Source organism: Streptomyces sp. NPDC087422, from assembly GCF_044744145.1.
GTDB lineage: Bacteria > Actinomycetota > Actinomycetes > Streptomycetales > Streptomycetaceae > Actinacidiphila.
In genome coordinates this window covers 124,398-148,723 of the sequence record NZ_JBIUXT010000013.1, presented here as the reverse complement: position 1 = coordinate 148,723, position 24,326 = coordinate 124,398, and the positions used below count along the sequence as shown (strand labels likewise).

The 24,326-nt window shown below is 72.3% G+C and carries 18 protein-coding genes and 1 other RNA gene; 16 read left to right on the top strand and 3 right to left on the bottom strand.

The window, feature by feature from the left end; all coding sequences use genetic code 11:
* The first annotated feature begins 544 nt into the window (after positions 1-544).
* Positions 545-1,663 carry a peptide chain release factor 2 gene (gene prfB, locus ACIO6U_RS31325; protein ID WP_355342958.1) on the top strand — a complete coding sequence of 373 codons (1,119 nt, stop codon included), beginning with the start codon at positions 545-547 and terminating at the stop codon, positions 1,661-1,663.
* A gap of 285 nt (positions 1,664-1,948) precedes the next feature.
* Positions 1,949-2,590 (top strand): hypothetical protein, encoded by a 642-nt coding sequence (locus ACIO6U_RS31320; RefSeq protein WP_401724203.1) that lies wholly within the window; start codon positions 1,949-1,951, stop codon positions 2,588-2,590.
* A 143-nt stretch (positions 2,591-2,733) separates the two neighbouring features.
* On the opposite strand, the gene ACIO6U_RS31315 is transcribed toward ACIO6U_RS31320, so the two are convergent.
* Entirely contained in the window at positions 2,734-2,925 is a 192-nt protein-coding gene (locus tag ACIO6U_RS31315; RefSeq protein ID WP_355342964.1) for a hypothetical protein, read from the bottom strand.
* A gap of 331 nt (positions 2,926-3,256) precedes the next feature.
* On the opposite strand from ACIO6U_RS31315, the gene ftsE reads away from it, so the two are divergent.
* The 4 genes from ftsE (at position 3,257) to smpB (ending at position 6,877) form a co-directional block, all read left to right on the top strand.
* Complete coding sequence (gene ftsE / locus ACIO6U_RS31310) at positions 3,257-3,946, top strand: cell division ATP-binding protein FtsE (RefSeq protein ID WP_188284086.1); 690 nt, start codon at positions 3,257-3,259, stop codon at positions 3,944-3,946.
* 72 nt (positions 3,947-4,018) lie between these two features.
* Positions 4,019-4,936 carry a permease-like cell division protein FtsX gene (gene ftsX / locus ACIO6U_RS31305; protein ID WP_188284085.1) on the top strand — a complete coding sequence of 306 codons (918 nt, stop codon included), beginning with the start codon at positions 4,019-4,021 and terminating at the stop codon, positions 4,934-4,936.
* Positions 4,937-5,095: 159 nt separating this feature from the next.
* Positions 5,096-6,379, top strand: a complete 1,284-nt coding sequence (locus ACIO6U_RS31300; protein WP_391163982.1) for a S41 family peptidase — start codon at positions 5,096-5,098, stop codon at positions 6,377-6,379.
* 18 nt (positions 6,380-6,397) lie between these two features.
* The gene (smpB, locus tag ACIO6U_RS31295; protein WP_355342970.1) at positions 6,398-6,877 is read left to right on the top strand and encodes an SsrA-binding protein SmpB; all 480 of its coding nucleotides are present in this window, start codon (positions 6,398-6,400) and stop codon (positions 6,875-6,877) included.
* A 126-nt stretch (positions 6,878-7,003) separates the two neighbouring features.
* Here smpB and ssrA read toward each other — a convergent pair.
* Positions 7,004-7,373: a transfer-messenger RNA gene (gene ssrA, locus ACIO6U_RS31290) on the bottom strand.
* Between the two features lie 277 nt (positions 7,374-7,650).
* On the opposite strand from ssrA, the gene ACIO6U_RS31285 reads away from it, so the two are divergent.
* The 7 genes from ACIO6U_RS31285 to ACIO6U_RS31255 all read left to right on the top strand — a co-directional run bounded on the left by ACIO6U_RS31285 (position 7,651) and on the right by ACIO6U_RS31255 (position 20,158).
* Positions 7,651-11,562 (top strand): S8 family serine peptidase, encoded by a 3,912-nt coding sequence (locus ACIO6U_RS31285; RefSeq protein WP_401724197.1) that lies wholly within the window; start codon positions 7,651-7,653, stop codon positions 11,560-11,562.
* 239 nt (positions 11,563-11,801) lie between these two features.
* The gene (locus ACIO6U_RS31280; protein ID WP_391117364.1) at positions 11,802-12,806 is read left to right on the top strand and encodes a helix-turn-helix domain-containing protein; all 1,005 of its coding nucleotides are present in this window, start codon (positions 11,802-11,804) and stop codon (positions 12,804-12,806) included.
* Positions 12,807-13,297: 491 nt separating this feature from the next.
* Positions 13,298-14,473, top strand: coding sequence for a uroporphyrinogen-III synthase (locus ACIO6U_RS31275; RefSeq protein WP_401724194.1), 1,176 nt, complete (start codon positions 13,298-13,300; stop codon positions 14,471-14,473).
* Positions 14,474-14,745: 272 nt separating this feature from the next.
* On the top strand, positions 14,746-15,363 hold the full coding sequence (locus tag ACIO6U_RS31270; protein ID WP_355342982.1) for an ABATE domain-containing protein: 618 nt from the start codon (positions 14,746-14,748) through the stop codon (positions 15,361-15,363).
* Between the two features lie 161 nt (positions 15,364-15,524).
* A complete protein-coding gene (locus ACIO6U_RS31265) occupies positions 15,525-17,789 on the top strand; it encodes a UvrD-helicase domain-containing protein (protein WP_391047162.1) in 2,265 nt (754 codons plus the stop codon).
* 419 nt (positions 17,790-18,208) lie between these two features.
* Positions 18,209-19,654, top strand: a complete 1,446-nt coding sequence (locus ACIO6U_RS31260; protein WP_391047160.1) for a malic enzyme-like NAD(P)-binding protein — start codon at positions 18,209-18,211, stop codon at positions 19,652-19,654.
* 222 nt (positions 19,655-19,876) lie between these two features.
* Positions 19,877-20,158: an HU family DNA-binding protein gene (locus ACIO6U_RS31255; RefSeq protein ID WP_355342991.1), complete on the top strand. Its 282-nt coding sequence runs from the start codon at positions 19,877-19,879 to the stop codon at positions 20,156-20,158.
* Positions 20,159-20,259: 101 nt separating this feature from the next.
* On the opposite strand, the gene murA is transcribed toward ACIO6U_RS31255, so the two are convergent.
* Positions 20,260-21,609, bottom strand: coding sequence for a UDP-N-acetylglucosamine 1-carboxyvinyltransferase (gene murA / locus ACIO6U_RS31250; protein WP_391117355.1), 1,350 nt, complete (start codon positions 21,607-21,609; stop codon positions 20,260-20,262).
* Positions 21,610-21,888: 279 nt separating this feature from the next.
* Between murA and ACIO6U_RS31245 the strand changes: the two genes are divergently transcribed.
* From ACIO6U_RS31245 to ACIO6U_RS31235, 3 genes are read left to right on the top strand one after another with little or no spacing between them, the layout of a single operon-like run.
* Positions 21,889-22,467 carry a YqgE/AlgH family protein gene (locus ACIO6U_RS31245; RefSeq protein ID WP_188284071.1) on the top strand — a complete coding sequence of 193 codons (579 nt, stop codon included), beginning with the start codon at positions 21,889-21,891 and terminating at the stop codon, positions 22,465-22,467.
* A gap of 11 nt (positions 22,468-22,478) precedes the next feature.
* Positions 22,479-22,778: a DUF3039 domain-containing protein gene (locus ACIO6U_RS31240; RefSeq protein WP_093716639.1), complete on the top strand. Its 300-nt coding sequence runs from the start codon at positions 22,479-22,481 to the stop codon at positions 22,776-22,778.
* A 36-nt stretch (positions 22,779-22,814) separates the two neighbouring features.
* On the top strand, positions 22,815-24,086 hold the full coding sequence (locus tag ACIO6U_RS31235) for a hypothetical protein (protein WP_355343000.1): 1,272 nt from the start codon (positions 22,815-22,817) through the stop codon (positions 24,084-24,086).
* Positions 24,087-24,326: the final 240 nt, after the last annotated feature.

Here is a 24,326-nt window from a genome sequence, read left to right as displayed (position 1 = left end):
CCTGGTGACCGCCTCGCTGGTCGGCGACCGCTGGAACGCCTGGGCGCTGGTGCCCACCGCGGGCCGGATCACCTCGGCCCCCGCGCTGATCTCCCGGTCCCGCGGCTCCCTGGACGCCTTCGTGGTCCGCAAGGCCGACGGCGCCGTGCTGCGGCTGCCGTACTCCGGCGGCGCCTGGCGGCCCAGCGAGGTCATCAAGGGCCTGGACACCTCCGCGCGCCCCGACGCGGTCGCCGCCTCGGGCCGGCTCTTCGCCTTCACGCCCGGCACCCAGGCCGCCGCCGCGCTCGACGGCGACGCCGCCTCGCTGGAGGGCGACTGGGCCACCGCGCCCTTCACCGCGCCCACCGACGCGGCCCTGGGCGCCGCCGCCTCCGCGCACACCCTGGAGCTGTACTCCAGGACGCCGTCGGGCACCCTCACCCGCACCACGGCCCACATCTGACGCGATCCGGCCCGCCCGGCACCGGATCGCGGGCCCTCCCGGCGGCCGGCGGGCTCCCGGCCGGGGCGGGTCCGCTCGACCAGCCGGTAGGCTGGAGCCGTGGCGATCGTCGATGTTTCCGAAGAGCTGAAGTCCCTGTCCTCGACCATGGGGTCGATCGAGGCCGTCCTCGACCTCGACCGGATGCGGGCCGACATCGCCGCGCTGGAGGAGCAGGCCGCGGTGCCGTCCCTGTGGGACGACCCGGAGAACGCGCAGAAGATCACCAGCCGGCTCTCCCACCTCCAGGCGGAGCTGCGCAAGGTCGAGGCGCTGCGCGGCCGGATCGACGACCTGTCCATCCTCTTCGAGCTGGCCGAGAGCGAGGACGACGCCGACGCGCAGACCGAGGCCGAGGCCGAGCTGGAGTCGGTGCGCAAGGCGCTGGACGAGATGGAGGTCCGCACCCTGCTGTCCGGCGAGTACGACGCCCGTGAGGCGCTGGTCAACATCCGCGCCGAGGCGGGCGGTGTCGACGCCGCCGACTTCGCGGAGCAGCTCCAGCGGATGTATCTGCGCTGGGCCGAGCGGCACGGCTACCCGACGGAGGTCTACGAGACCTCGTACGCGGAGGAGGCCGGCATCAAGTCGACCACCTTCACCGTCAAGGTCCCCTACGCCTACGGCACCCTCTCCGTCGAGCAGGGCACCCACCGCATGGTGCGGATCTCGCCCTTCGACAACCAGGGCCGCCGCCAGACGTCCTTCGCGGGCGTCGAGGTGCTGCCGGTCGTGGAGCAGTCCGACCACGTCGAGATCGACGAGTCCGAGCTGCGCGTGGACGTCTACCGCGCCTCGGGCCCCGGCGGCCAGGGCGTCAACACCACCGACTCCGCGGTCCGGATCACCCACATCCCGACCGGCATCGTCGTCTCCTGTCAGAACGAGCGCTCGCAGATCCAGAACAAGGCGAGCGCGATGAACGTCCTCCAGGCCAAGCTGCTGGAGCGGCGCCGCCAGGAGGAGCAGGCCCTGATGGACTCCCTCGGCAAGTCCGACGGCGGCAACTCCTGGGGCAACCAGATGCGTTCGTACGTCCTGCACCCGTACCAGATGGTCAAGGACCTGCGCACCGAGTACGAGGTCGGCAACCCGCAGGGCGTCCTGGACGGCGACATCGACGGCTTCATCGAGGCGGGCATCCGCTGGCGCAAGTCCCGCGAGAAGGCCACCGCGTAATCGGGATCGGATCACCGCGTGATACGGCCCCGCGCCGTACGGCTGAGAGGGCGATACGGCCCCGCCGTACGGCCGTTGCCTTGATCCCATCTGTCTGCCGTGTCACAGACGTGTGCTGAAGTGCCGGGCAAGACGGGACAGTTGGGGCACTTTGCGCTTAATGACCTTGACGCTCCCGGTGAATGCCACAAAGGTGATGTCCGGCATGCGCGCGAAAGCGGCGTAATCGACCGTGCCCGCAGCGGCGCGTGCTTCAAGCCGACGTCTACCGGGGGTAGTTGAGACATGACCAAGCAGAGCACGAGGGTACGCGTCACGCGCGTGGCGGCCGTCGCGGTGATCGCGGCCGGTGCGTCCCTGACCGTGGCGGGGGCTGCTCAGGCGGCGGTGAGCAGCGACGCGCCGCCGTCGGCCGCCGCGGTGGTGGACCCGCCCACGACGGACCCGACGGACGAGCCGACCACGCCGCCGACCGACGAGCCGACCGACCCGCCCACCACGCCCCCGACGACGCCTCCCACGACGCCGCCGACCACGCCCCCCACCACCCCGCCGACGACGCCTCCCACGACGCCGCCGACCACTCCGCCCACCACGCCTCCGACGACCGCGCCCGGCTCCATCGCCGGTGTCAGCGGCGGCAGCGACGACGGCGGTCCGAGCGGTTCGCCGAGCCCCAGCGTCAGCCCGAGCGCGACGGGCAACAACAACACCTGCACCCTGACCGGTGACAGCGTCGACTGCGGGAACAACAACCCCGGCACCGACAACACCCAGCAGGTCCCGCAGAGCCAGACGACGCAGCAGCTCGCCGAGACCGGCTCCGACGGCACCACGTACATGCTCATCGGCGCCGCAGCCCTCGTGGCGGGCGGCGTCGGCTTCAAGCTGGCCCCGCGACTGAAGGAGCGCCGCGACGCCTCCTGAGGCGCCGCGCGACCGCACCTGACGCGCACGACGAAGGGCCCGGAACGCGATGCGTTCCGGGCCCTTCGTGATGTCTCAGCTCGCCCACCCGTGAATGTGACGTACTTCTCACGTATTTCTCACGTGCCGCCCGCGGGACTGCTCTACGCGGTCGCGTGCTCCACCACGAGCACCACCGTCAGCAGGGCCACGAGCAGGGCTATCAAGGTCGCGGGGGAGATGTTGGACCAGGGATTCTCCCGCTCCAGGCGGGCGCGGTTCGCCCGGCAGACGGGGCAGCGGCCCTCGCTCACCGGACCCGCGCAGTTGGCGCACACCAGCCGGTCGCACGTCATGCGATCTCCTCCTCGTCCGGTGAACGCCCCGGGAGGCCGAAGTGTTCCTTGTTCCACTGTGCCAGCTTCCGCCGGATTCGGCGCGGCCCCCGGTGGACCGGCGGCCCGTACGGCGGCTCCGGCGGGGTCCGCGAGAGCGGCGCGGGCGGGGGAGCGGACCTCCGGTGGCGGCCGGCCGCGCTGAGGTGTAAGGGGTCAATGACGGGTTTGTCCGCGTGTGCCCTGTGGGCAAGCCCACCAACCCTCCCCGGCGACTGCGCACCCCTGGCTCGGTCGCGTAGTGTCGCCCCCACATCCCCTGTCCACCCGTCCCCGCAAACCTGGTGCGAACGTGATCCGATTCGACAGCGTCACCAAGACCTACCCCAAGCAGAACCGTCCTGCACTTCGGGACGTCTCGCTGGAGATCGAGAAGGGTGAGTTCGTCTTCCTGGTGGGCTCGTCCGGCTCGGGAAAGTCGACCTTCCTGCGGCTGATCCTGCGCGAAGAGCGCACGGACACGGGAATGGTGCACGTCCTCGGCAAGGACCTCAACCGGCTGTCGAACTGGAAGGTGCCGCAGATGCGGCGCCAACTCGGCACCGTGTTCCAGGACTTCCGGCTGCTGCCCAACAAGACGGTCGCGGAGAACGTGGCGTTCGCCCTCGAAGTGATCGGCAAGGCCCGCGGCACCATCCGCAAGACCGTGCCCGAAGTGCTCGACCTGGTCGGCCTCGCGGGCAAGGAGGACCGGATGCCCGGCGAGCTGTCCGGCGGTGAGCAGCAGCGCGTCGCCATCGCCCGCGCCTTCGTCAACCGGCCCATGCTGCTGATCGCGGACGAGCCGACCGGAAACCTCGACCCGCAGACCTCGGTCGGCATCATGCGCCTGCTGGACCGGATCAACAGGACCGGCACGACCGTGGTGATGGCGACCCACGACCAGAACATCGTCGACCAGATGCGCAAGCGCGTCATCGAGTTGGAGAAGGGGCGGCTGGTGCGCGACCAGTCGCGCGGTGTCTACGGCTACCAACACTGAGAGCCGCGCGTACGGCGTACGTACTGCCGTACAGCAGTAGTCACCACCCCCCTGAAAGGACAACCAGAGACCATGCGCGCCCAGTTCGTCCTGTCGGAGATCGGCGTAGGACTCCGCCGCAATCTCACCATGACCTTCGCGGTGATCATCTCCGTCGCGCTCTCCCTCGCCCTGACCGGTGGCGCCCTGCTGGCCAACAAGCAGGTCAAGTCCATGAAGGGCTACTGGTACGACAAGGTCCAGGTCACCATCTACATGTGCAACAAGGGCGACGCGTCGACGACGCCCAGTTGCGCCAAGGGCGCCGTCACCGACGACCAGAAGGCCCAGATCAAGGCCGACCTGGAAAAGCTCCCGATCGTGGAGAAGGTCTACTTCGAGAACGCCGAGCAGGCGTACAAGCACTACCAGGAGCAGTTCAAGAGCTCCCCGCTCGCGGCCTCGATCACCCCGGACCAGATGCAGGAGAACTACCGGGTCAAACTCAGGGACCCGACGAAGTTCACCGTCGTCGCGAGCGCCTTCGACGGGCGTCCGGGGGTGCAGTCCGTTGAGGATCAACGGGCCGTGCTGAAGAACCTCTTCTCGCTGCTGAACGGTATGACGCTGGCCGCCTGGGTGGTGCTGGCCTTCATGCTCACCGTCGCGATGCTGCTGATCGTGAACACCGTGCGCGTGTCCGCCTTCAGCCGCCGCAGAGAGACCGGCATCATGCGGCTGGTCGGCGCCTCCAGCTTCTACATCCAGATGCCGTTCATCATGGAGGCGGCCTTCGCCGGACTCGTGGGCGCGGGGCTGGCGTGCGGAATGCTGCTCGGCGGCCGGTACTTCATGATCGACGCGGGTCTGAAGCTCCAGGAGAAGATCCCGCTGGTCTCCTTCCTCGGCTGGGACTCGGTCGTCGCGGTGCTGCCGCTGGTGCTGCTGATCGGCGTCGTGATGCCGTCGATCGCCGCCTTCATCGCGCTGCGCAGGTATCTGAAGGTCTGACGCCCGCGGGCCGGGCCCGGCCGTCGCGCCGGGCCCTTCGCGGGGCCGTACGGCGGGGGACGGGTCCCAGGGGGGCGGTGTACCGGGTTGCGGATCATGCCCCGCCGAGGTAGCGGCAACTATCCGTATGCCGCCCGTTTCTGTCCTAGACTTCCGGCCATGTCCGGCCCGTCGCTGTTCGGGACGCCCCGCCGCTTGCGCCGCGGGGCCACTCTGACGTTGGTGTTCAGCACTCTGCTGGCCACCGGTGCGGCGGCCAGCGGACTCACCGCGCCGGACGCGCGGACCGCCGCCCGCGCCACCCGTATCGCCGCCGCGCCGGTCGCCGACGGGCGGCAGGACGACGGCAAGCCGCCGGCCCCGCCCCACGGCGGCGAGCCCGCACCGTCGTCCCCCGCGGCCTCCGAGACCCCCACGGGCTCGCGGGCGAAGCCGGACGGGACGAACGGCGACCACGTCGACACCGGCCGGATCGCCGAGGAGATCCAGGACGGCAAGGTCGGCCCGCTCGCCGCCGCGAAGCTCGTCAGCCGCAGCGGCGACCGCTGGTCGTCCTTCTACACCGCCCGCGAGTACGCGGGCCTCCAACAAGCGCTCGACGGCCGCTACGTCGGCGTCGGCCTGTCCGTGCGGCGAATCGACGACGGCCGGATCCAGATCGCCCGCGTCCAGCCCGGCAGCCCCGCCGACCGCGCGGGCCTGCGCGAGGGCGACCTGCTGGCCACCATCGGCCCGGTCAAGTGCACCGGCCTCGCGGTCACCGAGGTCGTCGCGGACCTGCGCGGCGACAACGTCCCCGGCAGCGTCGTACAGCTGGGAGTCCAGCGGGCGCAGCGTAGTTGGACGGTCACGGTACGTCGCGCCACGCTCGACACCGACGCCGTCACCGTGACGCGGAGCGCCGACGCGCCCACGGTCGTCAAGATCGACGCCTTCACGCTCGGCGTCGGCGACCAGGTACGCGACGCGGTACGGGACTCCGAGCACGGCGTGCTGCTCGACCTGCGCGGCAACTCCGGCGGGCTGGTCACCGAGGCGGTCGCGGTGGCCTCCGCCTTCCTCGACGGCGGCCTCGTCGCCACCTACGACGTCCACGGCGAGCAGCAGGCCCTCTACGCGGCCGAGGGCGGCGACACCACCGTCCCGCTGGTCATCCTGGTCGACGGCGGCACGATGAGCGCCGCGGAACTGCTCACCGGCGCCCTCCAGGACCGCGGCAGGGCCGTCGTCATCGGCTCGCGCACCTTCGGCAAGGGCTCGGTCCAGATGCCCAGCACGCTGCCCGACGGGTCGGTCGCCGAGCTGACCGTCGGCCACTACCGGCTGCCGGACGGGCGCAGTGTGGACGGACGTGGCATCGACCCCGATGTGACCGTCCCCTCCGGTGAGGACCCGCTCGCCGAGAGTCACGAGGTATTCGCTGGCCTCGGACCCCCCTCCTAGTGGGACAATGGCCCGGTTATGGCAAAAGAGACGGGTCGCAAACTGATCGCGCAGAACAAGAAGGCGCGGCACGATTACCTCATCCTGGACACCTTCGAGGCCGGGCTCGTGCTGACCGGCACCGAGGTCAAGTCCCTGCGCCAGGGACGCGCCTCCCTGGTGGACGGCTTCGCGCAGCTCGACGGCGGCGAGGCGTGGCTGCACAACGTGCACATCCCGGAGTACACCCAGGGCACCTGGACCAACCACTCCGCGCGCCGCCGCCGCAAGATGCTGCTGCACCGCGCCGAGATCGAGAAGCTGGTCCACAAGACCCAGGAGACCGGGCACACGATCGTGCCGCTCGCCCTGTACTTCAAGGACGGCCGCGCCAAGGTCGAAATCGCCCTGGCCAAGGGCAAGAAGGAGTACGACAAGCGGCAGACCCTGCGCGAGAAGCAGGACCGCCGCGAGTCCGACCGCGCCATCTCGGCCGTGCGCCGCAAACAGCGCGGCTGAGCCGCCCCCGGCCGCCGGCCTCGACGCGCCCGGGGGAGACGCGGGTGACACGACGTCACGACGTCGGCTTGCCCTGAAACGACGAAACGGCACCCTCCCGAAGGAGGGTGCCGTTGTCACATGGGGTGGTGGAGATGGCGGGAATCGAACCCGCGTCCTGTGGTGCGGAATCAGGGCTTCTCCGAGCGCAGTCCGCTGTGCTTTTCTCGGCCCCGGCTGTCACGCGGACAAGCTGCCGACGGGCTCAGTCACTGTTTGATTTCCTTCTGGGGCCCGTGACCGGCCCTAGAAGTTTAGATCCCTTGATGATGCCAGGATCCGGGTCGGGATCACCCCCGGGCTGACACTTCGCAAGTCGCTACTTAGGCAGCGAGGGCGAAGGAATCGCGCTTGGTGTTGGCGATTATTGGTTGCGACATATGGTTAACGAGATCATTGCCGCTTCCTCGGCTCGCTTCCCCTGCTTCGACATCCCCAGTCGAAACCGATCATCCCCATGTTGATTTTTCAAGGTGCACCACCCGAGGGTGGCGGCTGCTTCCATCGTACGGGATCAACGGTCACACGGGCCAGCGCATTCCCCCGTGGGTGGCCCGGCGCACGCCCGGGAGCAAGCGCGCGGCCACCCGGCCGTCACCGGGGAGGGGGCGGCGGCGCGGGTGGCGCCGTTGTGCCACGTCACATCCGTGCCACCGGAAACGGGTGACACACCCTCCGGCCCCACCGGATTCTTTCCAGCATCGCGTGCACATGCATGGAAAGGGGCTGGACCGATGAGACGAACCCGCTTCGCGGCGGTCGTGTCGACAGGGCTGATCCTGGCCGTCTCCGCCGCCGTACCCACCGCGGCCGTCGCCGTACCCGGCGCCGAACCCGTACCGACGTCGGGCGCACAGCCGGGGACAACCCCCGACAGCACCGCCACGGTTCGGCTGATCACCGGCGACCGGGTGCGGGTGACGACGACCGCGGACGGCCGGCACACCGCCTCCGTCGAGCCGGGCGCCGGACGGGAGCGCGTCGTCTTCCACACCTCGGACGCCGACGGGCGGCTGACCGTGCTGCCGTCGGACGCCGACCCCCTCGTACGGTCGGGGCGGCTTGACCGGCGGCTGTTCGACGTGACGGCGCTGGTGGAGCAGCGGTACGACGAGGAGCACCGGGCCTCGCTGCCGCTGATCGTCGCGGGGTCCGGGGGAGCGGCGGCCGACCGGCTGACCGCGCTGGCCGCGCCCGGCGCCCCCACCCATGACCTGGGCAGCATCGGGGCCCACTCCCTCACCGTCCCCGACGCGAAGCTCGCCGCCTTCTGGCAGCAGATCGTGCCCGCGGGAACGGACACCGGGAAGACCGGCACCGCGGCGGCCGGCACCGGGCCGGCCGACACCGTGAAGGCCGCCGCCGTCCCGAAGATCTGGCTCGACGGCCGGGTCCGGGCGGCGGCGGACAGCATGGACCAGATCGGCGCGCCGCCGCTGTGGAAGGCGGGATACGAGGGCGCGGGCGTCAAGGTCGCGGTGCTGGACACCGGCGTCGACCAGACCCACCCCGACCTCAAGGACCGCGTCGCGAAGGCCGAGGACTTCACCGGGAGCCCGACCGGCACCGGCGACCACTTCGGACACGGTACGCACGTGGCGTCCATCGTCGGCGGTACGGGAGCGGCCTCTGGCGGTGCCCGCAAGGGCGTCGCCAAAGCCGCGAACCTGCTGGTCGGCAAGGTCCTCGGGGACGACGGCTACGGCTACGACTCGCAGGTCATCGCGGGCATGCAGTGGGCGGCCGACCAGGGCGCCAAGGTCGTCAACATGAGCCTGGGCGCCGACGACGAGAGCGACGGCACCGACCCGATGAGCCTGGCGCTGAACGAGATCAGCGAGGCCAGCGGCACCCTCTTCGTCGTCGCGGCGGGCAACAACGGCGAGAACGGGCAGCGGACCGTGGGCATCCCGGGCGTCGCCGACGACGCGCTGACCGTCGGCGCGGTCGACGGCAAGGACGCGCTGGCGAACTTCTCCAGCCGCGGCCCGCGCTACGGCGACGGCGCCGTCAAGCCCGATGTCACCGCGCCCGGCGTGGACATCGTGGCGGCCCGCGCGAGCGGCACGACGCTCGGCGACCCGGTCGACCCGTACTACGTCAGCCTTTCGGGGACGTCGATGGCGACCCCGCATGTGGCGGGCGCCGCGGCCCTGTTGGCGCAGCGGCACCCGGACTGGACCGCGCGCCAACTCAAGGACGCGCTGATCAGCACCGCGCACACCGTGGACGGGCAGGCCGTGACCGACCAGGGCGGCGGCCGGATCGACGTGTCGGCGGCGGCGCTCGGCACGCTCACCGCGACCGGCACCGTCTTCCTCGGCGACATCCACGCGACCGACCCGAAGGCCACCTACCCGGTCACGTACACCAACACCTCCGCCGCGCCGGTCACGTTGACGCTGGGCCTGGCGCTCAGGACGTCGGGCGGCCGGGCGGTGAACGCGGGCGCGGTACGGATCGGCGACGGTTCCGCCGCCGCGACGAAGGTCACCGTCCCCGCCCACGGCACCGCCCGCGCCGACCTCACCCTCGACCCGGCCAAGGTGACGTACGGCTCCTACTACGGCTATCTGACGGCGACACCGGCCGGGGGCACGGCGGGAGCACCCGTCCACACCACGCTCGGCCTGGTCGCCCACGGCCCGCTGCACACCCTGACCGTCACCGCCTACGACGCGCACGGCGCTCCGGCCCACCCCACCATCAGCATCTGGGGCGCGAGCGGTCTGCTGTACCCGTCGGGCGACAGCAAGGGCACCTCCGCCTCCGACCTCGAAGAGGGCACGTACCAAGTCCGCGCGTCTTTCCAGGAGATGACGGACGACGGCATGGAGGAACGGCTGGTCGTGCTGCCCGAGGTGAGGCTCACCAAGGACACGGCCGTGACCGTGGACGCCCGCAGGACCACGCAGGTCGAGATCCGTACGCCGCGGCCCGCCGAACAGAGCGGCACCCCCTACTACCAGACGTACCGTCAGATCGAGGGCAGGGGCCTCACCGAGAGCGAGGAGTTCTTCACCGGCATCCTCAGCAAGCTCTACGTCAGCCCCACGACGAAGGTCACCGACGGCGACTTCGAGTTCTCCTCCCGCTGGCAGCTCGCCGCGCCGCAGCTCACCACCGAGGCGCCGGGCACGGGACTGAGGCTGAAGAGCTACTACACCTCGTACTCACCGCTCTTCGACAGCAAGGGCGTGAATCTGACGGCGGTCGACGCGGGCTCCCTGGAAGCGCCGGACTTCAGCGGGGCGCGCGGCAAGCTGGCCGTCATCCGCAACGAATCCGGCGAGGGAGAAAGGGAGTTGGCGGCAGCCGCGGCCAAGGCGGGCGTGCGCGGACTGATGATCGTGCACTTCTCCGACTTCGGCTGGACCCGCTGGTACCCGACCGGCGAGCGCAACGCGGTGCCGACGATACGGATCGGGAAGGCGGCCGGTGACGCGCTGCTGGCGCGACTGGCGAAGAAGCCGGTGAAGACCGTCACCGTACGGATCGGCGGCACGGCGGTCAGCCCGTATCTGTACGACGTGTTCCAGACGTCCGCGCAGCAGATCCCGCAGCGCGTCGTCCACACCGTCACCGCCGCCAACAGCGCGGTGATCAGGACGACGTACGCCGAGAACGGCGGCGCCCCGTGGGCCGCCGAGCAGCGCTTCGCGTGGCGGCCGTACCAGAACTTCGCGTGGGAGGCGACGCGGAACGTGCCGACGGGCGTGACCCGTACCGAGTACGTCAGCGCCAACGGCACCTGGTGGATGCACCGGGTCAACCAGGAGACGACCTTCGACATCGACCAGCCGCTGCTGGCCGGCATGGTCGACACGACCACCACCTACCGGGCGGGCAAGCAGCCCGACCAGGCGTGGCAGCAGGCCGTGGTGCGGCCCTCGATCCCGCGCGGCACGCGCAACCCGAGCGTGCGCAACGGCGACGTACTCGACCTGCGCATACCGGAGTTCACCGACTCCGGCGCCGGACACTGGGCACGCGCGGCGGTCGGCGGCGACTTCGGCGGCTTCGGCACGGCGGCCGGTACGAGCCCGGCCTCCGGTACGCGTACGGCCTCCGGCACGAGCGGCGGGCGGGACGCCCCCGTCGAGGGCGACTCCGCCAAGGCCACCCTCTTCCGCGACGGCCGGCGGATCGCCGCCGCCGACTCCCCGTGGGCCGACCTCGAAGTGCCCGCGGGCACCGCCGACTACCGCCTGGACGTGGCGACTTCACGGGTCTCCCCGGAGTGGCGCTACGCCACCGACACCAGCACCTCGTGGTGGTTCCGCTCCGGCACCGCGGCGCGACCGACGCTGCTGCCGCTGCTCCAGGTCGACTACGCGGTACCGGTCGACGCCTGGAACGCGGTGCGCAAGGGCAGTTCGCACACCGTGGGTCTCACCGTCCGCGCCCAGGACGGGGCGGCCGTGCCGACCGGCGTGAAGGTCGAGGTCCAGGCGTCGTACGACGACGGGCGGACCTGGACCGGCGCGCGCGTGGACGCCCGAGGTCACAACACCTTCGACGCCCGGCTCACCAAGTCGGCCCACTCCAGGGGCGATGCGTACGTGACGCTGCGGGTCACCGCGCGCGACGCCGCGGGCGACCAGGTGCGGCAGACCGTACGCCGCGCGTATCTGTGGCGGGGGTGAACGGGCACGTGAGCCGGTGGCGCTGATCCGACGCCACCTCGACAGCCGGGGCGAGCGGGCCAGTGGGGTGCCCGCTCGCCCCGGCGCGTGGTTCCGGCGCGCGTGGTTCCGGCGCCCGTGGTTCCGGTACGTGGTTCCGGCGCGTGCTCCCGGCACGGGCTTCGCCGGGCCGCGGTGGTGATCTCCGCTCGTAGTACGGTGGCTGCTCACCCAGCCCCCGTACCCGCGAGGAGGGTGCCATGGCCCTGGAGGCCGCCGGGATCACCGACGCCGAAGAGGCCGCGTACCGGCTGCTGGTGACGATGGACAGCGCCTCGGCGCGGGAGATCGCGGAGTACTCGGGCCTGAGCCCGGACACCGCGCTGTCGGCGCTGACCGGTCTCGTCGCCAAGGCCATGGCCAGCGCCTCCGACGGCCGGCCGCCGCGCTACCGGGCCTACCCGCCGGATGTGGCGCTGCTGCCGCAGCTCAAGCACCGGGCCGACGCCCTGGACCTGGCGCGCTCGGCGGCGGCCGACCTGCTGGAGAGCTACCGGGCCACCGCGCGCCGCCGGGACGCCGGGCTGCTGATCGAGGTCATCACCGGGGCGGAGGCGCTGCGCCAGCGGCTGCGGCAGATCCAGGCGGACGCGCGCGACGAGATGCTGTGGTTCTGCAAGGCGCAGTACGTGGCGATGCCGTCGGGCAGCAACACCGCCGAGTTCGACGCGCTGGAGCGCGGGGTCCGCTACCGGGTGCTCTACGAACGGGACTTCTTCGACGACGAGAGCGCCGTCGGCAACATCGCGGCGGCTGTGCGGAAGGGCGAGATCGCCCGCGCCGTCCCGCACCTCCCGCTGCGGCTGGCCGTCGCCGACCGCTCGGTGGCGATCTTCCCGCTGGTCCCCGGCGGCCCGCACGGCAGCCCCGAGGAACCGTCCACCGCGCTGGTCCGCGACAGCAGCCTCCTCGACGCGCTCATCGCGCTCTTCGAGCGTTACTGGGAGGACGCCGTACCGCTGCACGTCGACGCCTCGGGCGCGGTCACCGGCGCGGCCGACGTCGGCCCCGCGGACCCGTTGTCGTCCACCGACCGGCGGCTGCTGTCGCTGATGGTCGCCGGGGTCGCGGACAAGGCGATAGCCACCCAGATGAACCTCAGCCGCCGCACCCTCCAGCGGCGCGTGCAGAGCATGATGGAACTGGCGGGCGCCACCACCCGCACCCAGCTCGCCTGGCAGGCGGCCCGCCGCGGCTGGCTCTGAGACCCGGCCCCGGCACCAAGCCCTGGCACCCAGCCCCGACTCCCCCCCCCACGAGGGCCGGCGCACAGCCGGGTGCGGACGCGGGTGAGCGCATGGTTGCGCTCGTGTCACCTCGGGGCGCGGGGCGGTCATGCGGCCGTTTCCAGGGTCGGGCCCGACAGTCCACCCCCGCCTTGTCTCCTTCCCCGCCTTCGTTCTCCTTCCTCGCCTCCTCCGCGCTCTGTTACGCCGTCACATGGGCCGTATACCTGCGGCGACCGGCGCGGGCGGCGGGCGGGGCCGGGCGGACGGCGCCTGCCGGGACCGCCGTCCGCGCGCGGGTGTGAGCGGCGGAAGCGTCCGTAACATCCGGGTCATCCCGGTGAATCGACCCCGTCACCCCGTCTTGGGACGATGCGGCTCCGGCGGGGTGGCCGGGAGGGCGGCGGCGGATCAGGGACGGTCCGCCCGCCGTCCGGCACGCGTAACTCCAGCAAAAGTGGGGCGGAGCCATGCAGGCGCAGGCGACCAGGAACAGCGATCCGGGCCGGGGCGGCGGGGTGCCGCCCCTGGCCGGGTTCACCGTCGGGGTGACGGCGGCCCGCAGAGCCGACGAGCTGGCCGCGCTGCTGGAGCGGCGCGGCGCGGTCGTGCTGCGGGCGCCCGTCCTGCGCATCCTGCCGCTGCCCGACGACACCGAACTGCTGGAGACCACCAGGCGACTCGTCGCCGACGCACCCGACATCGTGGTCGCCACCACCGCGATCGGCTTCCGCGGCTGGATCGAGGCCGCCGACGGCTGGGGCCTGGGCGAGGCGCTGCTGCGCAGGCTCGGTGAGGTCGAACTTCTCGCCCGCGGGCCCAAGGTGCGCGGCGCGGTGCGCGCGGCCGGGCTGCGCGAGGCGTGGTCACCGGCCTCGGAATCGATGGCCGAGGTCCTGGAACGCCTGCTGGAGCAGGGAGTCGAGGGCCGCACCGTCGCCGTCCAGCTGCACGGCGAGCCGCTGCCCGGCTTCATCGAGTCGCTGCGGGCGGCAGGGGCGACCGTCGTGGCGGTGCCGGTCTACCGCTGGATGCCGCCCGAAGACCTCGGGCCCGTCGACCGGTTGCTCGACGCCGTCCTGTCCCGGTCGGTCGACGCGCTGAGCTTCACCAGCGCCCCGGCCGCCGCCTCCTTCCTCGACCGGGCCCGGCAGCGCGGCCGTTGCGACGCACTCCTCGCGGCGCTCCGCCACGACGTCATGACCGCCTGCGTCGGCCCGGTCACCGCGCTGCCGCTCCAGGGCCACGACGTGCCCACCCGGCACCCCGAACGCTTCAGGCTCGGACCGCTGGTGCAGCTCATCGCCAGCGAACTGCCTTGCCGCGTAAGGCCGTTGCCCGTCGCCGGGCACCACGTCGAGATCCGCGGGCACGCCGTCGTCGTGGACGGGACGCTGCGGCCGGTGCCGCCCGCGGGCATGGCCCTGCTGCGGGCGCTGGCCCGCCGCCCCGGCTGGGTCGTCGCCCGCGGCGACCTGCTGCGCGCCCTGCCCGGCTCCGGCCGCGACGAACACGCCGTCGAGACCGCCATGGCCCGGCTCCGTACCGCACTCGGCGCCCCCCAGCTGATCCAGACCGTCGTCAAGCGCGGCTACCGGCTCTCCCTCGACCCGCACGCGGACGACAAATACGGCTCGGCGCCGTAAGCCGGTCAGGCAAGCGCGGCCACAGCGGTCCTGACACGCCCGAGGGCCTGTCCGGCGGATCACGAACGGCCCCTTCGACCCCTGGCACGCACGCCCGCCGCGTTGCCGGAATACCCGAATAGCTCCGCTATGAGGCCATCCCGGCGCCTTGCGCTCGCACGCGCCAGGCGCCGCCTGGACCGCCCATGATCCGCCGGACACGCCCTAGACCCCGCGACGGCCGCCGGGCACCCTGGGGGGAAGGTGACGGGCGGGCGGGAAGGCGGCTGACCATGAGTGGAACGAGCCCGCTACGGTTCGACACCGGCCGGCTGTGTCTCGATCTCGTCGCCACCCGCACCGGCCGCCCCGAGCGGGAGCGGCTCGGCACGCCCGACCGGCTGGCGGCGTGGCTGTACGGGACCGGCCTGGTGCCGCGCGCGCCCGGGGAGGCGGCGCGGCCGGACCTCGCCGTGGACGACGGCTGGCTGAGCGGATTCCGCGGCCTGCGCGCCGTCGTCTGCCGGGTCGTGACCGCCGAGGTGGCCGGTGAGCGGCCCGCCGCCGCCGACATCGCCGAGCTGAACGCGACGGCGCTGGCCGCCCCGCCCGCCCCGCGCGCGGTCACCGGCGAGGGCGGCGCCCTGATCCGTACGCTGGCCGCGCCCCCGGAGCCCGCCGGACTGCTCGCGGCCGTCGCCCGCGACGCCGTCGCGCTGCTGACCGACCCGCTGGCCCGTACGCAACTGCGCCGCTGCGAGGGCGAGAACTGCTCGCTGGTCTACCTCGACACCTCCCGCGGCCGGCGCCGCCGCTGGTGCAGCAGCGAGATCTGCGGAAACCGCGAGCGCGTCGCCCGGCACCGCCGTCGCACCACCACGCGCGGGACTCTCACCTCGCCCCAGGGCTGACCCGCCGGGGTCCCCGGCCCGCCGGAAAACTGACCGCGCCTCAGACCCGACCGCACGGCGGAGTGTGCAGAAGCCCGCAGGTCGCGTACGGTTGCAGGCTGCCCCACGTGCCCCGTCACGTACGTGGGCGGCGCATGACGCAATGAAGAAGGGGGTCCTGCGTGGCCGCGCAGACCACAGCCCACCTGGGGGTCCGGGATCAGGAGATCGCCGTCGAGCAGGCGCATCTGGACCGGGTGTACCACCGCCTCGAAGAGAAGATCGACGAAGCCGAGTTCCTGATGAAGGACGCCGCCCAGCGCGGCCACGTCGGCACGCCGGGCGCGCTCGCCGAACGCGACGCGCAGGTCTTCCGCGCGGGGGTCCACCTCAACCGGCTGAACAGCGAGTTCGAGGACTTCCTCTTCGGCCGGATCGACCTGCTGCGGGGCAAGGACGGCAAGAAGGGCGCCGACGGCGCCTTCACCTCCGTCGAACCCGCCGACGACGCCGTCCGCGAGGACCGGACCGCCGACATCGCCGAGACCCTGCACATCGGCCGGATCGGCGTCCTGGACAGCGAGTACGCGCCGCTGGTCATCGACTGGCGGGCCCCGGCCGCCGCGCCCTTCTACCGCTCCACCCCGGTCGCGCCGGGGCGGGTGGTGCGCCGCCGGGTGATCCGCTCCAAGGGCCGCAAGGTGCTCGGCGTCGAGGACGACCTGCTGCGACCCGAGCTGACCACCGGGCTGCCGGTCGTCGGCGACGGCGCCCTGATGGCGGCCCTCGGCCAGGCCCGCAGCCACACCATGCGGGACATCGTGGCGAGCATCCAGGCCGAGCAGGACATGGTGATCAGGGCGCCCGCCGCGTCCGTCACCGAGGTGACCGGCGGCCCCGGCACCGGCAAGACCGCGGTCGCCCTGCACCGGGCCGCGTACCTGCTCTACCAGGACCGGCGGCGGTACGCGGGCGGCATCCTGTGCGTCAGCCCGACCCCGCTGCTGGTGTCGTACACCGAGGGCGTGCTGCCGTCGCTCGGCGAGGAGGGCCAGGTCGCGATCCGCGCCGTCGGCTCGCTGGTCGACGGCGTCTCCGCCGATCTGTACGACGAGCCCGCGGTCGCCCGGATCAAGGGCTCGCTGCGGATGCAGAAGGTGCTGCGCAACGCGGCCCGCGGCGCGCTCGACCTGACGCCCGGCCGCCCGGCGACGCTGCGCGTGGTCGCCTTCGGCCGCCGCGTGGAGCTGTCCGAGCAGGAACTGGCGGGCATCCGCCACAACACCCTCGGCGGCACCGCGCCCGTCAATCTGCTGCGCCCGCGCGCCCGCCGCCTGCTGCTGGACGCGCTGTGGCGCAAGACCGGCCGCCGCTTCGACGATCCGGAGCTGGCCGCGGAGGAACGCCAGGGCTTCGACGAGGACATCAGCACCGAGCAGGACTTCACCGACTTCCTCGACGCCTGGTGGCCGGTGCTCCAGCCGCGCGCCGTGCTGGCCGCGCTCGCCGACGAGAAGCGGCTGGCCCGCTGGGCGCGCCGGGTGCTGTCCCCGCCGGAGGTCCGCCGGGTGGCGCGCTCGCTGCGCAGGACCGGCGCCACCGCGCACGACGTGGCGCTGCTGGACGAACTCGACACGCTGCTCGGCCCGGTGCCGCGCCCCAAGCGCCGCGAGGCGGACCCGCTGGACCAGCTCACCGGCCTGGACGAGGTGACGACCTTCGCCGACCGGCACGACGCGGGCCGCCGCAGCCGGGCCGAGCGGCTGGACGAGGAGCGCACCGAGTACGCGCACGTCATCGTGGACGAGGCGCAGGACCTGACGCCGATGCAGTGGCGGATGGTCGGGCGCCGCGGCCGTACGGCCACCTGGACGATCGTCGGCGACCCGGCGCAGAGTTCCTGGACGGACGTGGACGAGGCGGCGCGGGCGCGCGACGAGGCGCTCGGCACCCGGCCCCGGCGGCGCTTCACCCTCACCGTCAACTACCGCAACCCCGCCGAGATCGCGGAGGTCGCCGCCACCGTGCTGGCGCTCGCCATGCCCGGCATGCAGTCGCCGCGCGCCGTGCGCTCCACCGGTGTCCTGCCGCAGTACGCGGTCGCGGGCGACGACCTCGGCGCGGACGTACGCCGGTGCGCCGCGCGGCTGTTGGAGGAGGTGGACGGCACGGTCGGCGTCGTCGTCGCCATGAACCGCCGCGCCCAGGCCCGCGGTTGGCTCGAAGGGCTCGGCGAGCGCGTCGTGGCGCTCGGCAGCCTGGAGGCCAAGGGCCTGGAGTACGACGCCACGCTCGTGGTGTCCCCCGCCGAGATCGCGGAGGAGTCGCCCGCGGGGCTGAGGGTGCTGTACGTGGCCCTGACGCGGGCGACGCAACGCCTGATGGTCCTCGCGGCCGAGGGCGATCTGCCGGACGCCGAGGGAGTGCCGGACCTGCTGCGCCCCTGACCGGGCGCCGGGGTCCGACAACGGGTCCGAGAAGCGGGTCCTGGCACGGGCCCGGCAACGGGTCCTGGCACGGGTCCGAAAACGCCGTGGGCGCCCCCTCCGGAAGAGGGGGCGCCCACGTGACGTTCACGACACCGGCCCGCCATGCTCGCCTCGCGGCAAGTGGGCGCTCGAAGCGCCTAAGGTTGGGCCCGGGGGCTTGGATCGAACCGGTGCCGTACTCAGGCTAACAAACGGCTACGGGAACCTCTTCCCGGCGGACGAAAATCTCTTCTTCGGTCCACCCGGTTGCGCCGCTCCCGCATCGCGGAAGTATTCTTCCAATCTTCACCCCACGCGGGTTTACGCGTACCCGTCGGTAGGTGCAACGATCGACGGGCAGCACCACCAGCAGCAGAGGAACCGGAAGAAGGTCCGTCATGGCAACGGCGCCAAGCGTCTCGTACTCGATCACGGTACGGCTGGAGGTCCCCGCCAGCGGGACCGCGGTCAGCCAGCTCACCACCGCGGTGGAGTCCTCGGGCGGTTCGGTCACCGGCCTGGACGTCACCGCGTCGGGCCACGACATGCTCCGCATCGACGTCACCGTCGCCGCCAGCTCCACCGCGCACGCCGACGAGATCGTCGGCAAGCTCCGCGGCATCGAGGGCGTCGCCGTGAGCAAGGTCTCCGACCGTACGTTCCTCATGCACCTCGGCGGCAAGATCGAGATGCAGTCCAAGCACCCGATCCGCAACCGTGACGACCTCTCCATGATCTACACCCCCGGCGTCGCCCGGGTCTGCATGGCCATCGCGGAGAACCCCGAGGACGCGCGCCGCCTGACCATCAAGCGCAACAGCGTGGCCGTCGTCACCGACGGCTCCGCCGTCCTCGGCCTCGGCAACATCGGCCCGAAGGCCGCGCTGCCGGTCATGGAGGGCAAGGCGGCCCTCTTCAAGCGCTTCGCCGGCATCGACGCCTGGCCGCTGTGCCTCGACACCCAGGACACCGACGAGATCGTGGCGATCGTCAAGGCCATCGCCCCCGGCTTCGCGGGCATCAACCTGGAGGACATCTCCGCGCCGCGCTGCTTCGAGATCGAGGCCCGGCTGCGCGAGGCGCTGGACATCCCGGTCTTCCACGACGACCAGCACGGCACCGCCATCGTGGTGCTCGCCGCGCTCACCAACGCGCTGCGCGTGGTCGGCAAACAGATCGGCGACGTACGCGTCGTCATGTCCGGCGCGGGCGCGGCCGGTACGGCCATCCTCAAGCTGCTGCTGGCCGCCGGAGTGAAGCACGCGGTGGTCGCCGACATCCACGGCGTGGTGCACTGCGACCGCGACGACCTGGTGGAGGCGTCGCCGGACTCGCCGCTGCGCTGGATCGCCGACAACACCAACCCCGAGGGCGTCAGCGGCACCCTGAAGGAGGCCGTGACCGGCGCCGACGTCTTCATCGGCGTCTCCGCGCCCAACGTCCTGGACGGTACGGACGTGGCGCGGATGGCGGACGGCGCGATCGTCTTCGCGCTCGCCAACCCCGACCCCGAGGTGGACCCGGGCGTGGCCCGCGAGACCGCCGCCGTGGTCGCCACCGGGCGCAGCGACTTCCCCAACCAGATCAACAACGTCCTGGTCTTCCCCGGCGTCTTCCGCGGCCTGCTGGACGCCCAGTCCCGCACTGTGAACACCGAGATGATGCTGGCCGCCGCGCACGCCCTCGCGGACGTGGTGGGGGAGGGCGAGCTGAACGCCAACTACATCGTCCCCAGCGTCTTCAACGACAAGGTCGCGGGCGCGGTCGCCGACGCCGTACGCGACGCGGCCAAGGCGCAGGGACCGGCGGTGGCCGCCGCGGCGACCGCGCCGGGGGCGGTCTGACAATCCGTCCGACAAACGGATTCGATGCGTCGACCATGTGACGACAATCCGTCATCCCCGTGGTGTCCCCGTGCAATCGCATCGTTTTTTGTGCGACTCGCGCGGTCGGTGGATTGGCTTTCCCCCCATATATGGGGGCAGGATGCACACCTGGGCAGTGAGGCACACAGCAACAGCTTCGAGCTCGCGCCCCCATGGCAGAAAGAACACGGGAGTACAGATATGAACCGCAGTGAGCTGGTGGCCGCTCTGTCCGAGCGCGCCGAGGTGACCCGCAAGGACGCCGACGCCGTACTGGCCGCGTTCGCTGAGACCGTCGGTGAGATCGTGGCCAAGGGCGACGAGAAGGTCACCATCCCCGGCTTCCTGACCTTCGAGCGCACCCACCGTGCCGCTCGGACCGCGCGTAACCCGCAGACCGGTGAGCCGATCAACATCGCGGCCGGCTACAGCGTGAAGGTTTCGGCGGGCTCCAAGCTCAAGGAAGCCGCCAAGGGCAAGTAATCACATCGCCAAAGGGCGGCTTCTCCCGGGGGAGAAGCCGCCCTTTCGCATGGGGCGGGCCGCACGGCGGGCGTACGGCTGCCGTACTCCCGCCGTACCGCTCAGGAAGCGACCGCGCCCGCGGGCTGGGGCAGCTCGATGTGGGCGCCCAGGCTCTCCAGCTTGGCGAGGAAGTTCTCGTAGCCCCGGTTGATCAGGTCGATGCCGTGCACGCGCGAGGTGCCCTGCGCGGCCAGCGCCGCGATCAGGTACGAGAAGCCGCCGCGCAGGTCGGGGATGACCAGGTCGGAGCCCTGGAGCTTGGTCGGGCCCGACACGACCGCGGAGTGCAGGAAATTGCGCTGCCCGAAGCGGCAGGCGGAACCGCCCAGGCACTCGCGGTAGAGCTGGATGTGCGCGCCCATCTGGTTGAGCGCGGAGGTGAAGCCGAGCCGGGACTCGTACACCGTCTCGTGCACGATGGACAGGCCCGACGCCTGGGTGAGCGCCACCACCAGCGGCTGCTGCCAGTCGGTCTGGAAACCGGGGTGCACGTCGGTCTCCAGCGCGATGGCGTTGAGCGGGCCGCCCGGGTGCCAGAAGCGGATGCCGTCGTCGTCCACCTCGAAGGCCCCGCCGACCCGGCGGAAGGTGTTGAGGAAGGTCATCATCGACCGCTGCTGGGCGCCGCGGACGTAGATGTTGCCCTCGGTGGCCAGCGCCGCGCTCGCCCAGGAGGCGGCTTCGAGGCGGTCGGGGAGCGCCCGGTGGTTGTAGCCGCCGAGCTTGTCGACGCCGGTGATCCGGATCGTCCGGTCGGTGTCCATCGAGATGATCGCGCCCATTTTCTGCAGGACGCAGATCAGGTCCTCGATCTCCGGCTCGACCGCCGCGTTGGACAGCTCCGTGACGCCCTCGGCCAGCACCGCGGTGAGCAGCACCTGTTCGGTCGAGCCGACCGACGGGTACGGCAGCCGGATCTTGCAGCCGCGCAGCCGCTGCGGCGCCTCCAGGTACTGGCCGTCGGCGCGCTTCTCGATCGTGGCGCCGAACTGCCGCAGCACGTCGAAGTGGAAGTCGATCGGCCGGCCGCCGATGTCGCAGCCGCCCAGGCCCGGGATGAAGGCGTGGCCGAGCCGGTGCAGCAGCGGGCCGCAGAACAGGATCGGGATCCGGGAGGAGCCCGCGTGGGCGTCGATGTCGGCCACGTTGGCGCTCTCGACGCGCGTCGGGTCGAGGACCAGCTCGCCCGGTTCCTCACCGCTCTGCACCGTCACGCCGTGGAGCTGGAGCAGCCCGCGTACGACGCGTACGTCACGGATGTCGGGGACATTGCGGAGTCTGCTCGGTCCGCTGCCGAGCAGGGCGGCGACCATGGCCTTGGGCACGAGGTTCTTCGCACCGCGGACACGGATCTCGCCCTCGAGGGGGGTTCCGCCATGAACAAGCAGTACATCGGCGATGTCGGTCATGGATCTCGCGATCTTCGGAACGGTTGGTACGGGGGAGGCCGGGCGCGGCCGGGGTGCTCGCCGCGCGGAGCGCAGGAAGAAATGGTAATGCGCCTACTGACCCGTCCCGGCTGCCGTGAACCTCGGCCAGTGTCATGACTTCGCTACAGCGCGGTGCGTGGCGGACCGCACACCGTCCGCTGCCGCGCGCGCCGTACCGCGTGTCGCGCCGTAGCGGCGGATGTCCGGGAGTGGCGGTTGCCGCTCCGCCCAGCGGGTTTGTGCGGGATCATGTGTCCCATGACCGAGGTGTCCTCGCTCACCGGAAGACTGCTCGTCGCCACGCCGGCGCTCGCCGACCCCAACTTCGACCGGGCGGTGGTGCTCCTCCTCGACCACGACGCGGAGGGGTCGCTCGGCGTCGTCCTGAACCGGCCCACGCCGGTCGGCGTCGGCGACGTCCTGCTGCCCTGGGCGCCGCTGGCGGGCGCGCCCCCGGTGGTCTTCCAGGGCGGCCCGGTCTCGCTGGACTCCGCGCTGGGCCTGGCCGTGGTGCCGGGCGACGTCCGCGAGGGCGAGGACGCGGACCCGCTGGGCTGGCGGCGGGTGCACGGCGCGATCGGCCTGGTCGACCTGGAGGCGCCGCCCGAACTGCTCGCCGCCGAGCTGGGCTCGCTGCGGATCTTCGCCGGATATTCCGGCTGGGGGCCCGGCCAGCTGGAGAAGGAACTGGTCGACGGCGCCTGGTACGTGATCGAGTCCGAGCCGGGCGACGTGTCCTCGCCCGATCCCGAACAACTGTGGCGCTCGGTGCTGCGCAGGCAGCGCAATGAGCTGGCCATGGTGGCCACGTATCCCGACGATCCGTCTCTCAACTAGTCTTGAGTCTTATGAGCACTCTTGAGCCCGAGCGCGGGGCGGGCACCGGCACTCTGGTCGAGCCGACCCCGCAGCTCTCCCATGGTGACGGCGACCACGAGCGCTACGCGCACTATGTCCAGAAGGACAAGATCATGGCGAGCGCGCTGGAAGGCACGCCCGTCGTCGCGCTCTGCGGCAAGGTCTGGGTCCCGGGACGCGATCCGAAGAAGTACCCGGTCTGCCCGATGTGCAAGGAGATCTACGAGGGCATGCCGCTGGGCGGCGGGGACAAGGACAAGTCCGGCAAGGGCAGCGGCGGCAAGAGCTGACGTCCGCGCTCCTCGCCGGCGGAAACAGGGGCGGACGTGGACAGCGGTCAGGGTGACGACGGCGCGTTCGGCGCGGCGGACGCGCCCGGCGACGACGACGCGAGCGACGGCGAGCGGGTGCACTCGCTCGTCGCGCAGAGCCGGTTCGCCGAGGCGCACGCCCTCGTCAGCGATGCCTTCGTGGAGCGCAACGGCAGCGCGGGCTACCTGCTGCGCGCCTGGATCCTCGCGCAGGAGAAGCGGCGCCCCGAGGCCCGCGAGTCGGTCGACTGGGCACTGGCGCTCGCCGGGCCCGCGGAGGCGGCCGACGTCTTCGTGCTGGCCGGGGTCGTGCTGCTCTCGCTGGACGAGCCGCACGCGGCGCTGACCGTCGCGCTGCGGGCCACCGGCGCCGACCCCGACGGCTGGGAGCCGTCGGTGCTGCTCTCCGACGTCTACCGGCGGCTCGGCCGGGTGCCCGACGCGGTGGCCGCCGCCCGCCGCGCGGTCGCGCTCGCCCCGCAGGAGGCCGAGGCGCAGGTCGCGCTGGCCCGTTCGCTGACCTCGGGGCGCGGGCTGCTCGGCCGGGTGCCCAAGCGGCACCGCGCCGAGCACCAGAGCGCGGTGGAGCGGGCGCTGATGCTCGGCGCCGACCCCAGCCAGCTCACCGCGCCGCGCGGCGGGGCACTGGCCGGGATCATCGCCGTGGCCCTGCTGGTGGGCGTGCAGCTCTTCCGGATCGCGACCGGTGACGTCTGGCAGATCATCGCCACCGCCGCCGGGGCCGCGGCGGCCCTGGTCCTGATCGTGGTCCTGCTGACGGTGGCCGGGCGCCGCTCCGGTACGCCGCTGCCCGCCCGGCTGCGGGGCATCCGTGCCACCGTCCGTACGGAGCTGGCCGCCGATCCCTGGCTGCGGCGGGTCCGGGAGATCAACGCCGTCGCCGTACTCCCGCTGGTGCCGCTGGTCACCACCGTGCTGCCCTGCGACAAGGAACGGCAGCGCGCGCCGTGGCCGCTGTGGGCGGTCTCCGCCGTGACCGCGGCCGGTCTGGCCGCCGTGGTCGTCGTCGGCCTCGCCGTCCGCTGGTGGTACGGCGGGCCCTTCGCCGAGCGCGCGTTCCTGCGGAGCTGGAACGGGCGTGTGCAGCTCGCGGCCGTGTTCGCGCTGCTGGGCGCCACCCTCGCCCTGGCCTCCGCCCCCGACGTGCCCCACTCCGCGTGGCAGGCCCTCACCATCGCCCACTTGGCGTGGCTGCTCCTCGGTGTGACCCTCACCGTGCTGCTGGCCGTGCGCGCCCAACGCGAGAGGGCGGCTGCCGCCTTCTAGCCTTTCCCGGGCCGGGTACGCGGTGCCCCGCTCCGGCAGCCCCCGCACTCCCCGCCGGTGGGGGCTGGCCGCGCGGTTCCTCCCCCAGCTACCGCTGGGAGGTGCCCCCGGCGCCCCTCGGGGCCCGCGCCCGTCGTCTTTGCCCGCGCCCGGGCGGGGCAAGTCTGCCGCGGGCGGGTGAGCCGGGCTCTTCGGGGGCGCGGGAACTGCGCGACCAGGCATGACGCTTCCGCGGTCGGA

What these genes read in the sequence shown, in the direction of transcription:
- ACIO6U_RS31320 (WP_401724203.1), top strand. Translation starts at nt 1,949, where the DNA reads ATGACCAAGCAGAGCACGAGGGTACGCGTCACGCGCGTGGCGGCCGTC.
- ACIO6U_RS31315 (WP_355342964.1), bottom strand. Translation starts at nt 2,925, where the DNA reads ATGACGTGCGACCGGCTGGTGTGCGCCAACTGCGCGGGTCCGGTGAGC.
- ftsX (WP_188284085.1), top strand. Translation starts at nt 4,019, where the DNA reads ATGCGCGCCCAGTTCGTCCTGTCGGAGATCGGCGTAGGACTCCGCCGC.
- ACIO6U_RS31300 (WP_391163982.1), top strand. Translation starts at nt 5,096, where the DNA reads ATGTCCGGCCCGTCGCTGTTCGGGACGCCCCGCCGCTTGCGCCGCGGG.
- smpB (WP_355342970.1), top strand. Translation starts at nt 6,398, where the DNA reads ATGGCAAAAGAGACGGGTCGCAAACTGATCGCGCAGAACAAGAAGGCG.
- ACIO6U_RS31285 (WP_401724197.1), top strand. Translation starts at nt 7,651, where the DNA reads ATGAGACGAACCCGCTTCGCGGCGGTCGTGTCGACAGGGCTGATCCTG.
- ACIO6U_RS31280 (WP_391117364.1), top strand. Translation starts at nt 11,802, where the DNA reads ATGGCCCTGGAGGCCGCCGGGATCACCGACGCCGAAGAGGCCGCGTAC.
- ACIO6U_RS31275 (WP_401724194.1), top strand. Translation starts at nt 13,298, where the DNA reads ATGCAGGCGCAGGCGACCAGGAACAGCGATCCGGGCCGGGGCGGCGGG.
- ACIO6U_RS31270 (WP_355342982.1), top strand. Translation starts at nt 14,746, where the DNA reads ATGAGTGGAACGAGCCCGCTACGGTTCGACACCGGCCGGCTGTGTCTC.
- ACIO6U_RS31260 (WP_391047160.1), top strand. Translation starts at nt 18,209, where the DNA reads ATGGCAACGGCGCCAAGCGTCTCGTACTCGATCACGGTACGGCTGGAG.
- ACIO6U_RS31255 (WP_355342991.1), top strand. Translation starts at nt 19,877, where the DNA reads ATGAACCGCAGTGAGCTGGTGGCCGCTCTGTCCGAGCGCGCCGAGGTG.
- murA (WP_391117355.1), bottom strand. Translation starts at nt 21,609, where the DNA reads ATGACCGACATCGCCGATGTACTGCTTGTTCATGGCGGAACCCCCCTC.
- ACIO6U_RS31245 (WP_188284071.1), top strand. Translation starts at nt 21,889, where the DNA reads ATGACCGAGGTGTCCTCGCTCACCGGAAGACTGCTCGTCGCCACGCCG.
- ACIO6U_RS31240 (WP_093716639.1), top strand. Translation starts at nt 22,479, where the DNA reads ATGAGCACTCTTGAGCCCGAGCGCGGGGCGGGCACCGGCACTCTGGTC.